The organism is Streptomyces sp. B6B3, from assembly GCF_039871525.1.
Classification (GTDB): Bacteria; Actinomycetota; Actinomycetes; order Streptomycetales; family Streptomycetaceae; genus Streptomyces.
In genome coordinates this window covers 1-13,131 of the sequence record NZ_JBDPLU010000024.1, presented here as the reverse complement: position 1 = coordinate 13,131, position 13,131 = coordinate 1, and the positions used below count along the sequence as shown (strand labels likewise).

At 72.5% G+C, this 13,131-nt stretch carries 12 protein-coding genes and 1 pseudogene; 2 read left to right on the top strand and 11 right to left on the bottom strand.

What is annotated here, in order from left to right; genetic code table 11:
* Positions 1–20: 20 nt before the first annotated feature.
* From ABGB06_RS33250 to ABGB06_RS33200, 11 genes and pseudogenes are all read right to left on the bottom strand, one after another.
* On the bottom strand, positions 21–317 hold the full coding sequence (locus ABGB06_RS33250; protein WP_347597062.1) for a DUF6510 family protein: 297 nt from the start codon (positions 315–317) through the stop codon (positions 21–23).
* Positions 318–331: 14 nt separating this feature from the next.
* Positions 332–1,045, bottom strand: coding sequence for a ferredoxin reductase (locus tag ABGB06_RS33245; RefSeq protein ID WP_347597059.1), 714 nt, complete (start codon positions 1,043–1,045; stop codon positions 332–334).
* A gap of 2 nt (positions 1,046–1,047) precedes the next feature.
* Entirely contained in the window at positions 1,048–1,647 is a 600-nt protein-coding gene (locus ABGB06_RS33240; protein WP_347597056.1) for a sulfite oxidase-like oxidoreductase, read from the bottom strand.
* 317 nt (positions 1,648–1,964) lie between these two features.
* Positions 1,965–2,207 (bottom strand): annotated as a pseudogene (locus tag ABGB06_RS33235) (SDR family oxidoreductase); the annotation flags it as partial.
* A gap of 21 nt (positions 2,208–2,228) precedes the next feature.
* Positions 2,229–2,948, bottom strand: coding sequence for a respiratory nitrate reductase subunit gamma (narI, locus tag ABGB06_RS33230; protein WP_347597053.1), 720 nt, complete (start codon positions 2,946–2,948; stop codon positions 2,229–2,231).
* Positions 2,945–3,574 (bottom strand): nitrate reductase molybdenum cofactor assembly chaperone, encoded by a 630-nt coding sequence (gene narJ, locus ABGB06_RS33225; protein ID WP_347597050.1) that lies wholly within the window; start codon positions 3,572–3,574, stop codon positions 2,945–2,947. The genes narI and narJ overlap by 4 nt, the downstream gene beginning before the upstream one ends.
* A complete protein-coding gene (gene narH, locus ABGB06_RS33220; protein WP_347597047.1) occupies positions 3,574–5,259 on the bottom strand; it encodes a nitrate reductase subunit beta in 1,686 nt (561 codons plus the stop codon). Before narH ends, narJ begins: the two co-directional genes overlap by 1 nt.
* A 63-nt stretch (positions 5,260–5,322) precedes the next feature.
* Entirely contained in the window at positions 5,323–9,090 is a 3,768-nt protein-coding gene (locus tag ABGB06_RS33215) for a nitrate reductase subunit alpha (RefSeq protein WP_347597044.1), read from the bottom strand.
* Positions 9,091–9,203: 113 nt separating this feature from the next.
* Positions 9,204–10,379, bottom strand: coding sequence for a tellurite resistance/C4-dicarboxylate transporter family protein (locus ABGB06_RS33210; RefSeq protein WP_347597042.1), 1,176 nt, complete (start codon positions 10,377–10,379; stop codon positions 9,204–9,206).
* A gap of 245 nt (positions 10,380–10,624) precedes the next feature.
* Positions 10,625–10,897: a DUF397 domain-containing protein gene (locus ABGB06_RS33205; protein ID WP_347597040.1), complete on the bottom strand. Its 273-nt coding sequence runs from the start codon at positions 10,895–10,897 to the stop codon at positions 10,625–10,627.
* Positions 10,879–11,721: a helix-turn-helix transcriptional regulator gene (locus tag ABGB06_RS33200; RefSeq protein ID WP_347597037.1), complete on the bottom strand. Its 843-nt coding sequence runs from the start codon at positions 11,719–11,721 to the stop codon at positions 10,879–10,881. The genes ABGB06_RS33205 and ABGB06_RS33200 overlap by 19 nt, the downstream gene beginning before the upstream one ends.
* A 187-nt stretch (positions 11,722–11,908) precedes the next feature.
* Between ABGB06_RS33200 and ABGB06_RS33195 the strand changes: the two genes are divergently transcribed.
* Both ABGB06_RS33195 and ABGB06_RS33190 read left to right on the top strand, forming a co-directional pair.
* A complete protein-coding gene (locus ABGB06_RS33195; RefSeq protein WP_347597034.1) occupies positions 11,909–12,142 on the top strand; it encodes a hypothetical protein in 234 nt (77 codons plus the stop codon).
* Positions 12,143–12,169: 27 nt separating this feature from the next.
* Positions 12,170–12,973 carry a hypothetical protein gene (locus tag ABGB06_RS33190; protein ID WP_347597031.1) on the top strand — a complete coding sequence of 268 codons (804 nt, stop codon included), beginning with the start codon at positions 12,170–12,172 and terminating at the stop codon, positions 12,971–12,973.
* Positions 12,974–13,131: the final 158 nt, after the last annotated feature.

The window sequence follows — 13,131 nt, the reverse complement described above, 5'->3', positions numbered from 1 at the left end:
CGAAGCGTTCCCCCCTCCCGTCAAGGGGTCGCGTCAGGCGGCCGGGAGGCCACCGGGAAGCGGAACGTGTCGGCTGGGCCACCCATGCTGAGCCAGACGTGGTCTCCCGCCCTGACCAACCTGAGGGCGATGTGCGCGCAGCCCGGGCACCGCGCGGTCAGGCCCGGCTCGGGGCCGTAGACGTGGAGTTGCGCGACCGGGCCCGACCGGCCGCACTCCGGGCAGCGCCACCAGCCCGTCGTCGCGTCCACGGAGAGGATCTCCGCGAGGGGGCCGGCGAGGCTGTTGCCGTCGGTGTGGTCCGGTTCGTGGGGCATGACGGCCTTCCTGGTCAGCCGAAGCGTTCGGTACGGATCGTGGCGGGGTCGCGGGCCAGGTCGAGGAGCAGATCGCTGACGGACTCGACGAAGCCGGTCGGGCCGCAGACGTAGACGGGACTGCCGGGCGGGAGGCCGGCCGTCGGGGCGTCCAGGTCGGCCGCCGTGACCCGGCCCGGTGGTCGGGGGCCGCCGGCGGGCGCCCGCCGGGTGTAGAGGAGCTGGACCGTGAGGCCCGGGTCCCGGCCGTCGAGCTGGTCGCGGTACCAGACGTCGTCGGGGGTGCGCACGGAGTACAGCAGGTGCCAGGGGCCGTGCGGCGGCGCCTGGCGGCGGGCGCGGATCATGGCCGCCAGCGGGACGATGCCCGAGCCGCCGGCCACCAGGAGCATCGGCCCGGTCTGCTCCTCGGCCCGCCACACGAACCAGTTGCCCAGCGGTCCCCGCACCTCCACGTCGGCGTCCAGCGGCAGGTCGTCGGCCAGGTAGGACGAGACCTCCCCGTCCGGCACGGCCTGCACGCCCAGCTCGACGCGGTCGGCGTCGGCCGGCGCGGCCAGGGAGTAGCTCCGGACGGCCTGGTAGCCGTCGGCGGCGGTGAGCCGCACGTCGACGTGCTGGCCGGCCAGGTGCCCCGGCCAGCCGGGGACGGCCAGGACCAGGGAGCAGGCGGTCGGGGTCTGCGGCAGGCGCTCCACGAGCCGGGCCCGGCGCCAGACCAGACGCACCGTCAGTCACCCCAGTTGCGCTGCTCGCGCCAGGGGTCGCCGTAGTTGTGGTATCCGGCGGACTCCCAGAAGCCCGGCTCGTCGTCGAGCGTGAGCCGCATCCCGCGCACCCACTTGGCGGACTTCCAGAAGTAGAGGTGCGGCACGAGCAGCCGGGCCGGCCCGCCGTGCTCCGGGGCGAGGGGATAGCCGTCGAAGGTGTGGGCGATCCACGCCTGTCCGTCGAGGACGTCCGCCAGCGGGAGGTTGGTGGTGTAGCCGCCGTGGCTGCTGACCACGACGTGTCCCGCGGCCGTCTCGACGTCCGCCAGGAAGGCGTCGACGGGGACCCCGCGCCAGCGCGTGTCGAACTTCGACCAGCGGGTCACACAGTGGATGTCCGCCACGGTCTCCTGCTGCGGCAGCGCCATCATCTCCTGCCACGTCCAGCGGTGCGTGTGTCCGCTCTCCGAGGTCACCGTGAAGGACCACGACTCCGTGGGGACGCGGGGCGTGGGGCCCGCCGACAGCACGGGGAAGTCCTCCGTCGGGTACTGGCCGGGCGGCAGCCGCCCGGCCATGTCACGGGGCCGCCCGCGGAAGCCGGGTGAGACGGGATTCATGACGGTCGCTTCCGGGTCGGCATCCTGGTCATGTCAGCATATTGCGCCCTTTCTCCGACCTGATCACGCAGATCCTGACGGCGCGCCGCTTGTCGCTCGCCGCGAGGCGTCCACGGGACCCTGAGTCGGACGTGCGGCCGAGGGCCACCAGCGGCGGCGTACCAAGAGGGAAGGAGGCGTGTCCGCCCGGTCGCGCCGGAGCAACCCACGGCACCAGCGGTCGGGACGAGGCCCAACGGAGGCCGAGCCCGACGAACGAGCCGCGCCACCCACCGAGCGGCCCTGGGATCCGGCGCAGACCCGCAAACCGGCGCTGGTCAGCGGGGGGTGATGACGTTGCCGGTGATGAGCGCGGCCTCGGGGGAGGTCAGGAACACGATGGTCTCGGCGACCTCGGCCGGCTCGGCGACGCGGAGGAGGGTGCTGCTTGACGCCACGAACCGTCGCACGTCCTCCGTGACCCATCCCGGGTCGGTGACCGGCGGATGGACCACGTTGGCGGTGACGCCGATACCGGCCAGCTCCGCGGCGGCGGACAGGGTGTAGTCGGTCTGCGCCGCCTTGGCGGCACCGGCCCGGGGTCAGCGGCGGGTGGGCGTGGCCGGATGGCGCTCCGTGTGGGTCGGGGTGCGGGAGCGGTAGACGACGTAGGGGCGGGTGAGGTATCCGAGGGGGGCCGCGAAGGCGTGGACCAGGCGGCTGAAGGGCCAGAGCGAGAAGAGCGCGAGGCCGAGCAGCGCGTGCAGCTGGTAGACGAACGGGGCCTCGCTCATCGCGGTCACGTCGGGGTCGAGCAGGAACAGGCTGCGGAACCAGACCGAGACGCCCTCCCGGTAGTCGTACTCCTCGCCGCTGACCCCGGAGGCCGTCGCGGTCAGGCCGGCGAGCAGCACCAGGAGCAGCAGCGGGTAGACGGCCCGGTCGCTGCGGCTGGTCGCGACGCGCACGGCGCGGACCCGCAGCCGCCGGTAGAGCAGGATCGCCAGGCCGGCGAGCGTGGCCAGGCCCGCGCCGCCGCCCACCAGCAGCGCGTTGGCGTGGTACAGGTCGTTGCTGACGCCGAGGCGCTCGGTGAACGACTCGGGCACCAGCAGGCCGACGACATGTCCGACGATCACGAACAGCAGCCCGTAGTGGAACAGCGGGCCGCCGATGCTCAGCAGGCGGTGCTCGTGGAGCTGGCTGGAGCGCGTGGTGAAGCCGAACCGGTCGTAGCGGTAGCGCCAGGCCGTGCCGGAGACCAGCAGGACCACGCTGAGGTAGGGCAGCACGCCCCACAGCGCGGTGTGCACGTGGTTCATCGGGCGGTTCCCTCCCCCCGCAGGGCCGGCGTCGGCGCCGCGAACGGGGCCAGGCCGACGCTCTCCGCCGGTGGTCCGGCGGCGGCCAGGGCCCGCGCCGCGGCCCGGTCGTCCCGGGTCGGCGGCGGGAGCGTGTCGACGACGGCCCCGAGCACGTCGGCGTAGGGGCTGGTGTGCTTGATCAGGGCGGCGTGCAGCAGGTGGAGCCCGGCGCGGTGCTCGGTCAGCAGGTCGGTGCCGGGTCCTGGGCAGTGCGCGGCGAACTCCAGCACCAGCGGCAGGTGGTCGGGCAGTTCGTCCGGCGGGCACTCCCAGCCGTGCGCCCGGTAGCGGGCCTTCCAGGCGGCCAGGGTGGCGCCGCGGCGCCGGGTGTCGCCGTCGGTGTAGTAGCTGAGGTGCAGGGTGCGGCGGCGGCTGCGGTCGAAGGTGGACACGTAGTGGGCCGCGAGTTCCAGCGGGGTCTGCTTCGCGGTGGCGGCACAGAACCGCCGCAGCGGGGCGGGGTCGGGGCCCGACAGCTCGGCCAGCGCCGAGGCGACCAGCTCCCGGCGCTCGGGCCAGCCGTCGTCCGGATAGCCGAGCAGCAACGCGGCGGCCTGCCGCAGCGCGGCGTGGACCTGGCTCATCAGATGCTCTCCGGTGGGGTGGTGGGACGCGGCGGGAACAGTCCCGAGGGGCGCCCGCTGCCGTTCCAGTTCAGGAGGTTCACCCGGCCGGCCAGCGAGTCGCCGGAGGCCGAACGGGCGGAGGTGCCGGCGGGCACCACGGGGGGAGCGTGGAAGGAGTCGGCCGTCGGGAAGCCGTCCGGCATCATGCCGGGCAGGCCCTCGCCGTCCAGACTGCAGCCGTCCGTCGGCGCCTGGGAGCCGCCGGGGCCCTCGTGTCCCGGGCGGGCGCTGTAGCCGGTGGGGATGACGTACCGCTCCTCGTACTTGGCCAGGGCCAGCAGCCGGTACATCTCCTCGATCTCGCGCACCGTCATGCCGACCCCGCGGGCGATGGTCGGGTCAGGATCCTCGTCGAGGTTGACCCGCCGCATGTGGGAGCGCATGGCGGCCAGTCGGCACAGCGCCGCCTCGACCGGGTCCGGGTCGCCGGCGGTGAACAGCTCCGCCAGGTAGGACACCGGGATGCGCAGGGTGTCGATGGCGCCGAAGAGGTTGACCGGGTCCTCACCGTCGTGTCCGGTGGCGGTGAGGGCGTCGACGATCGGGGACAGCGGCGGGACGTACCAGACCATCGGCATGGTGCGGTACTCCGGGTGCAGCGGCAGCGCGACGCGGTGCTTGGCGATCAGCGCGTACACGGGGGAGCGCCGGGCCGCCTCGATCCAGTCGTGCGGGATGCCGGACGCCGCGGCGCGGCGCGCCACCTCCGGATCGTTCGGGTCCAGGAAGCAGTCCAGCTGGGCCGGGTAGAGGGCTCGTTCGTCCTCCACGGACGCCGCGGCGCCGACCTTCTCGGGGTCGTAGAGCATGACGCCGAGGTAGCGCAGCCGCCCGACGCAGGTCTCGGAGCACACGGTGGGCTCGCCGGCCTCGATCCGCGGGTAGCAGAGCGTGCACTTCTCGGCCTTGCCGGTGTGGTGGTTGAAGTAGATCTTCTTGTACGGGCAGCCGCTCACGCACATCCGCCAGCCGCGGCAGCGGTCCTGGTCCACCAGCACGATGCCGTCCTCGACCCGCTTGTACAGCGCGCCGGACGGGCACACGGCGACGCACGAGGGGTTCAGGCAGTGCTCGCAGATCCGCGGCAGGTAGAACATGAACGCCTGCTCGTACTCCAGGCGGACCTGTTCGGTCATCTTCCGCAGGATCGGGTCGCCGGCGAGGTGCTCGGGGCCGCCGCCCAGGTCGTCGTCCCAGTTGGGGCCCCAGGTGACGGCCATGGGTTGGCCGTCCACGAGCGAGCGCGGGGCGGCGGTGGGAACGTCGTCGCCGAGCGGGGCGCTGGTGAGCGTGTCGTAGTCGTAGGTCCAGGGCTGGTAGTAGTCGTCCAGGGAGGGCAGTTCGGGGTTGGCGAAGAGGCGGGCCAGCCGGCGGGCGCGGCCGCCGGCGCGCGGGACCAGCCGGCCGTGCTTCAGCTGCCAGCCGCCGCGCCAGGTGTCCTGGTCCTGGTAGCCGCGGGGATAGCCCTGCCCGGGGCGGGTCTCCACGTTGTTGAACCAGGCGTACTCGGTGCCCTGGCGGTTGGTCCAGGTCTGCTTGCAGGTGACGGAACAGGTGTGGCAACCGATGCACTTGTCGAGGTTCATGACCATGGCTACCTGGGCCATCACCCGGGGCTGGGGCGGCCGTCGACGACGGGACATGCGGGGGTACTCCACTCTCCCTGGTGCGCGTGTGGGGGTGTGCCGGCCGTGGTGCGCCGCGGACTAGTACTCGACGTCCTGCGAGCGGCGGCGGATCACGGTGACGGCGTCTCGCTGGTTTCCGGTGGGTCCGTGGTAGTTCGGCGCGAACGACAGCTGGGCGTAGCCGCCGATCAGATGGCTGGGCTTGATCAGGAGCCGGGTCAGGGCGTTGTGCACGCCGCCGCGGCGGCCCGTGGTCTCGGACTTGGGCACGTTCACCAGGCGCTCCTGGACGTGGTACATGAACACCGTGCCCTGCGGCATCCGGTGGGAGACGATGGCTCGCGCGACCACGACGCCGTTGGGGTTCACGGCCTCGATCCAGTCGTTGTCGGCGACGCCGACGGCCGCCGCGTCCTCGACGCTGAGCCAGATGACCGGGCCGCCGCGGGCCAGGGTCTGCATCAGCAGGTTCTCCTGGTACTCGGAGTGGATGGACCACTTCGAGTGCGGCGTGAGGTAGCGGACCGTCACCTCCCTGCCGGGGCCCTTCGCCGCCGTCCCCTCGCCGAGGGCCACCGGGTTCAACGGGGGGCGGTAGACGGGCAGCTGCTCGCCGAGCTCGGCGATCCAGTCGTGGTCCAGGTAGAAGTGCTGGCGGCCGGTCAGCGTGTGCCACGGCTTCGCGTGCTCGGTGTTGATGGTGAACGGGGAGTACCTGCGGTCCGGCGCCTCCTTGCCCGACCACTCGAAGCTGGCGCCGACCTGCACCGGCCGGGCCTGGGTGTCGGCGAACACCACCCGGCGCTCCGCCACCGACTCCCCCAGCTCCGTCAGCCCCGTGTCCTCGCCGCAGCGCTGCGCCAGCCGGCGGAAGCCCTCGGCGGCCAGCCGCCCGTTGGTGGTGCCGGACAGCGCGAGGATCGCCTCGCACAGCTTGACGTCGGTGTCCAGCAGCGGCCGGCCCGCCGCGGCCCCGTCGGCCGCCGTCCCACAGCGGGCGGCGAGCCAGGCCGCCTCGGGCGCGGGGCCCACGGACACGCCCTTGACCTGCATGCCGGCGGCCTCGGCCAGCGGTCCGAACGCGGCGAGCCGGTCGGCGAGCGCGGTGTAGTCCCGCTCGACGAGGGTGAACTGCGGCAGGTTCCGTCCCGACACCGCGTCCACGTCCGGGTCCCGCCAGTCCGGCACGGTGCCGCCCGGCTGCGCGGTCTCGCCCGGGGTGTCGTGCTGCAGCGCGGTGGCCACCAGATCGTGCGCGTTCTCCAGGCGTCCCTCGGCCAGCTCGCTGACCCTGCGGGCCAGCCCGTGGAAGATCTCGAAGTCCGTGCGGGCCTGCCACGGCGGGACGATCGCCGGGTTGAACGCGTGCACGTAGGGATGCATGTCCGTGCTGGAGAGGTCGTGCTTCTCGTACCAGGTCGCCGCGGGGAGCACCAGATCGGCGAAGAGCGTCGTCGACGTCATCCGGAAGTCGAGCGCCAGCAGCAGGTCGAGCTTGCCGCGCGGCGCCTCGTCCCGCCAGGCGACGTCGGCGGGCCGCTGCTCCGGCGCGGCCTCCTCGGCGCTGGCGTTGTCGTCGGCGCCCAGCAGGTGCCGCAGGAAGTACTCGTTGCCCTTGGCGGAGGAGCCGATCAGGTTGGCGCGCCAGACGGTGAGCACCCGCGGCCAGTTCTCCGGCGCGTCCGGGTCCTCGCACGCGAACCCGAGCCTCCCGGCCGCCACCTCCTCGGCCACCCACTCCCCCGCCGGCCGCCCGCTCTCGGCCGCCCGGCGGCCCAGCTCCAGCGGGTTCTCGCCGAAGGTGGGGTAGGACGGCATCCAGCCGAGCCGCATCGACTGGGCGACCAGATCGGCGGTGTGCCGGCCGGCGAACAGGCCCCGGCCGGTGGGCGAGGCCAGCGCGTCCGCGCCGTACCGCTCGTACCGCCACTGGTCGGTGTGCACGTACCAGTACGGCGTGCCGGCCATCTGCCGGGACGGCCGCACCCAGTCCGAGGCGGTGGCCAGCTGCTGCCAGCCGGCGAACGGACGCACCTTCTCCTGCCCCACGTAGTGGGCCCAGCCGCCGCCGTTGACGCCCTGGCAGCCGGTGACCAGCAGCAGGGTGAGGAAGGTGCGGTAGATGGTGTCGGAGTGGAACCAGTGGTTGGTGCCGGCGCCCATCACGATCATGCACCGGCCGCGCGACTTCTCCGCGGTGCCGGCGAACTCCCGGGCCGCGCGCACCACGGCGCTGGCCGGCACCGAGGTGATCGCCTCCTGCCAGGCCGGCGTGCCCGGCGCCGACGCGTCCTCGTAGCTCTCCGGCCACTCCCCCGGCAGGCCCGGACGGGCCACGCCGTACTGCGCGAGCAGCAGGTCGAAGACGGTGGTGACCAGCCGGTCCCCGATGCGCCGCACCGGCACCCCGCGCCGCACGACCGCCCCTGGTTCGTCGAACCGCGGCAGCTCGACCTCGGCAGCCTCGACGGCCTCGGTGCCACCGCTGGGCTCGTCCGGGTGGAAGGTGAGCGTCGGGCGGAGGCCGTCCAGGTCGAGGTTCCACCGGCCCTCGCCGCCGCTGCTCCAGCGGTCGCCGAGCGTGCCGTTCGGCACCGCCGGGCGGCCGGTCTCCTCGTCGAAGACCACCGGCATCCAGCGCCGCGCCGCCGCGTCCGCGTGCCCGCCGGGGCCGGTGCCGGTGTCGTCGTCATACGTGCCGAGGTCGGCGGCGGTGACGAACTTGCCGGGCGCGTACCGCCCGTCCGGTTGTCCGCCCGGGCCCGACGGGCGGAGCTCCACCAGGAACGGCAGATCGGTGAAGCGGGTGACGTAGTCCGCGAAGTACGGCACCCGGCGCTCGACGAAGAACTCCTTCAGGATCACCTGCCCCATCGCGACCGCCAGCGCCCCGTCCGTGCCGGGATGCGGGTGCAGCCACTCGTCGGCGAACTTGGTGGCGTCCGCGTAGTCCGGCGACACCACGACGACCTTCTGCCCCCGGTAGCGCGCCTCGGCCATCCAGTGCGCGTCGGGCGTCCGGGTGACCGGGACGTTCGAGCCCCACAGCATCAGGTAGGCCGCGTCCCACCAGTCCCCCGACTCGGGCACGTCGGTCTGGTCGCCGAAAACCTGCGGCGAGGCGATCGGCAGGTCCGCGTACCAGTCGTAGAACGACAGCATGGGCGCGCCGAGCAGCGCCATGAACCGCGCGCCGACCGCGTGCGAGGCCATCGACATGGCGGGGATCGGGGAGAATCCCGCGATCCGGTCCGGGCCGTGCCGCTGGAGGGTGTGCACGTGCGCGGCGGCGGCGATCTCCAGCGCCTCGTCCCAGCCGATCCGCACCAGGCCGCCCTTGCCGCGCGCCGCCTGGTACCGGCGCCGCTTGTCGGGGTCGCCGGTGATCTCGGCCCAGGCGGCCACCGGATCGCCGAGCCGGCGCCTGGCCTCCCGGTACAGCTCGACCAGCACGCCTCTCACGTGCGGATAGCGCACCCGGGTCGGCGAGTAGGTGTACCAGGAGAACGCGGCGCCCCGGGGGCAGCCGCGCGGCTCGTACTCCGGGCGGTCGGGGCCGACCGACGGGTAGTCCGTCTGCTGGGTCTCCCAGGTGATCAGCCCGTCCTTGACGTACACCTTCCAGGAACAGGAGCCCGTGCAGTTCACGCCGTGGGTGGAGCGGACCACCCGGTCGTGTGCCCAGCGCTCGCGGTACGGCGCGTCGTTGACGGGCTGGTCGATCTCGTAGACCGCCCGTCCGTCCGCGCTGTCCGGTGTCCGCCGGAGCCGCGATCCAGCACGCAGCAGGCGTTCCGCCACGGCCGACGCGGCGCGTTCGGCGTCCTTACGCGTCTGACGACGCACCGTCACACTCCTCTCCGCAGGGGACCACGGCGATCTCCACACACCGTGGCCGGCCCCCTGCCCTGGGTAAGGGTTGCGCCGTTTCGGAGGTCCGCGCAGGGGGGTGTTTTCAGTCACTTCACGGGACTTGGCGGTGTCTTTCCCCTGGCTTTGCTCGGGCCCTGCGTCGGTTGCCCCGATCTTGACCGCTCGTCCCGTCCGTCGCTCTGGCCGGAACAAGACCGCGCATGAACGTGCATTTCCCTACCCGCCCGCACAACTCCCGCCCCCGCGGCCACGCGCACCACCGTCATCGTGACGATGCCGACCCAGGCCCCGAGCGCCAGCCAGGCCATCACCCGCCCCCACGTCACCAGACCGGTCCCGCCGACCCGTTCGGCCAGGGCTCCGGTGGCGACGGCGTACATGCCCATCGGGAACACCGTGCTCCACCAGGCCCACGCCGGCCCCACCGGCACCCGGTGGACCAGGTGCCGCCAGACCATGGCCGCAGCCAACACCGGCAGCAGGCAGGTGGCCCACCCCCACACCACCGCCAGCACGAACCAGGCCGGGCCGCCGGCGCCATCGCGCTCGCCCAGCACCCGCACCCCGGTCAGCACGCTGATCGCACCGGCCCCCATCGCCACCCAGTAGGACGGCGCCAGTTCCGCCGGTGGGATCCCGCGCAGCACGACGCGCCCCACCACCACCACGGTGACCAGCCCGTACAGCGCCACGCCGCACCACCAGCCGGCCAGTTCGGCCGCCGGCCAGCCGCCGCCCAGACGCAGCGTCGCCGCCGCCAGCGCCACGGACTGGAGCCCGACCACCGGCAGGAACCAGGTGCCCCCGCCGCGCCGCAGCGCACCGCCCATGGCGCCGGGCGTACGAGCCGCGCGGCCCAGGGCCACCAGGGTGAGCGCGGCCAACGCCAGCCACCCGACCGCCGCGACGCCCAGCAGGAACTCCGCCGCGCCCCGGGTCGGGCCGTCCGCCAGCCGCGCGGCGAGCACGTCCGACGCGGCGACGAAGGTGAAGAATCCGAAGACCAGCCCGGCATCGGTGAGCTGCCCGACCAGCCGGCCGCGATCACACCAGACGCGGGCGGCCACGGCGAACGACAGCACCACGTGCGCCACCATCGCGACGACCAGCAGCAGGGCGCCCACCGGGCCACCGCCCGCGTCGCCGAGGGCGCGGGACACGATGCCGGTGGCCATCACGAGGGCGAAACACGGCGGCGGAAGGCCGCCGATCCACCGCCGGACCGCCGTTCCGCGAGCGTCCGGCTCCAAGGTCGTTGTCACGCTGGGAGGCTGCCACCCGGCCACCAGCCCTACCCGACCACCCTCTGCTTCCGGCCACGCTCACCTCACACCGACCCTGGTCCGCCTGTTGTACTTCTTTGACGGAACGTTGGGCCAATACTGAACGCATCGATACCTTCACCGAGTGAACACGGGCGCCTTGCCGGCCAGGGGCGATGTTTTCCGGACGCATGTACACATACCCGTAACAGGCACGAAACCCTGGTTCGCGGAGAACCCGGCCGTCAGACGCCCAGCCCGTCGCCCTTCACGGCGCAGAGGAAGGCCGCCCAGCCGCCCGAGGAGAACGCGAGCACGGCCCCGTGCGGCTTTTTGCTGTCACGCACAGGCACGACGGCGTCGAGGTCGCCGGCGACCTCGACACAGGCACCGCCGTCCTGATTGCTGTAACTGCTCTTGTGCCACAGGTGGGCGGCGACCTCGACGCATTCGCCGCCATCGGAGTTGCTGTAGGAGCTCTTGCGCCAGGCCACTGTGCTCAGGTGGAAGGGTCGCACGGTACTTCCTCCAACAGGCTCAATACGAACTTCCGTGACTCCGGAGGGGTTAGTGCCATGTCGCGCACAGCATCGTAGGCGCGTTGAAGTCGATCCAGCGGTCGCGCCTCCTCGATGAGATCGCCGCGGTAGGCGTTCTCCGTGTACGCGACCGTACGTCCATCTGGCAGCCGCAGGAACATGAGCGTCGTGCTGTCCAGGCCGTATCGTCCCGCGCTGAACGGAAGCACGTGGAGCGTCGTGTTCGGCCGCTCCCCAACCTCCGCCAGGTACTCCAACTGACGCCGCCACTCCCCCGCGTCCCGCAACGGCGTGCGCAGCACCGCCTCCGACAGGATGGTGCGGAACGGCGGGGCGTCATCGGCCTCCAGCAGGTCCCGCCGGCCCATCCGGGCATCGACCTGCTGGGTCAGCTCCTCGCCCTTCAGGCCGCCCGCCGCCAGCACCTCGCGCGCGTAGCCCGGCGTCTGGAGCAGGCCGGGGAGCACGCTCACCGCGAAGTGCCACAGGCTCGTCGCCTCGGCCTCCAGCGACATGTACCGGCGGTAGCGCTCACGGAACTGGGTCTTGTCGTTGGTGGCCAGCTCCCACAGCGCCAGCAGCAGCCCCGGCGTCCCGTAGTACTGGTCGAGTGCCTCGACGACCTCGGGGCCGCCGAGCGTCTCGCCCTTCTCCATCTTGCCGAACAGCGACCAGTCCCAGCCGAGCCGTTCGCCGACCTGGCGCAGGCTGACGCCGCGCTCGGCGCGCAGCCGGCGCAGTTCCTCCGCGAAGCGGGCCCGCGGCTCCCTGCTGCGGCCCGTGACCACTCGCCTCGTCGGCATGGCGCTCTCCTCCATAGGCCGTGGAAGGTGTGGAACGTGCCCCGCCCGGCGCGGAGCCGCGAGCCCTCCTCGGCGTGCCGGTCCCCACACGGCTGCAACCTCGTAATGACCCCGTCACGCACGGTACGTCGGAGCCGGCGACCGGGGAGAAGGTTCGTACAGGAGCACCCGAAGGAGGGATCGCGTCATGACCACGCGACCCACGCAGGAACCGACCGTCGGCACCACCGTCCACGACACGCTGCTCGGCCGCGTCGGCGTCGTGATGGGACGGGTCGGGCCGAATCTCCACCTCCGGCCGCTGTACGGCGGACCTGAGTGGTACGCCGACCCGGACAGCGTCCGACTGCTGAACCCGGCGGAGGTCCTGAGCGCCCGCGTCGCGGAGGCCAACGCCCGCAGCAGCAATCCGACCCGGTGAGCGACGGCCGCTCGTTACGCTCTCTGGATGTTCGACAGCGACTCCGAGGCTCCGGCCGGCCCGCTCACCGCGCTCATTCCACGCCACGTTCTGTGCGTGGTGGGGAGCGAGTTGGATTTCGACGATCTCGCTTGGACCCTCGACGACGTCGGCGCCGGCGACTTCTCCCTCGATCGCGAGCACTTCGAGAGCGAACCGGACCCGCGGATGTCCCATGCCTTCAGAGCGAGCGTGATGCAGCCCGCCTCCTTCACCGACGACGACTGGGCCGCGGTCGCGGAACACGACTCGGTGGCGTACGTGGTGGCGCCTCCGGTGTTGGGGCCCTACGCGCTCGACGTCTCGTGGCGAGCGCTGAAGGTGGCCGCCACGCTGCTCGCCATGGACGGCACCGCGCTCAAGAACGAGAGCAGCGGGCTGGCGCACGGCCGCGACACCTGGCTCGCCCTCGCGCGCGAGGCCGCGGCGGCGGAAGACGAGCCGGAACTGGCCGCGACGCTGCACCGGGCCTGGGTGAAGCGGCCCATCGGGGACGACGGCGTGCTGTTCACCTGCGGCATGCATCTGCTGGGCCAACGCGACGTCGAACTGGCTGCCGGGAGTGGCGTGCGCGATCAGGATCAACTACGCGAGTACCTCAGCACGATGGACGCGCTGGCCTACTACCTGTTGATGGAGCAGCCGGACGAGGGGATTCAGGACGGGGAGGGTTTTCGGGTCTCGGCGGACGCGCCTCGGTGGGTGATGAGCCATCAGCCCTGCGAGCGCTACGACCCGATGGACGACATCTCCTACAACCCCTACGGCTACTGGCGTCTCACCCCGGGCTGAGGAGCCCTTGGGACTCCCCGACCTGATCCCTTTCGGGTGGTGTTCGATCGATTACCTGGTGTTTTCACAGGACGTTCGACAGGGTGGAGGTAGTGAGCCGAAACACCTCCGGGGGGTAGCACCATGAGCGTCATCACGCAGACCGACACCGCACAGAC

Bases quoted from the DNA above. Each gene is read 5' to 3' on its own strand.
- ABGB06_RS33200 (WP_347597037.1), bottom strand. From the start codon at position 11,721: ATGCCGACGAGGCGAGTGGTCACGGGCCGCAGCAGGGAGCCGCGGGCC.
- ABGB06_RS33240 (WP_347597056.1), bottom strand. From the start codon at position 1,647: ATGAATCCCGTCTCACCCGGCTTCCGCGGGCGGCCCCGTGACATGGCC.
- narJ (WP_347597050.1), bottom strand. From the start codon at position 3,574: ATGAGCCAGGTCCACGCCGCGCTGCGGCAGGCCGCCGCGTTGCTGCTC.
- narI (WP_347597053.1), bottom strand. From the start codon at position 2,948: ATGAACCACGTGCACACCGCGCTGTGGGGCGTGCTGCCCTACCTCAGC.
- narH (WP_347597047.1), bottom strand. From the start codon at position 5,259: ATGTCCCGTCGTCGACGGCCGCCCCAGCCCCGGGTGATGGCCCAGGTA.
- ABGB06_RS33250 (WP_347597062.1), bottom strand. From the start codon at position 317: ATGCCCCACGAACCGGACCACACCGACGGCAACAGCCTCGCCGGCCCC.
- ABGB06_RS33195 (WP_347597034.1), top strand. From the start codon at position 11,909: ATGACCACGCGACCCACGCAGGAACCGACCGTCGGCACCACCGTCCAC.
- ABGB06_RS33190 (WP_347597031.1), top strand. From the start codon at position 12,170: ATGTTCGACAGCGACTCCGAGGCTCCGGCCGGCCCGCTCACCGCGCTC.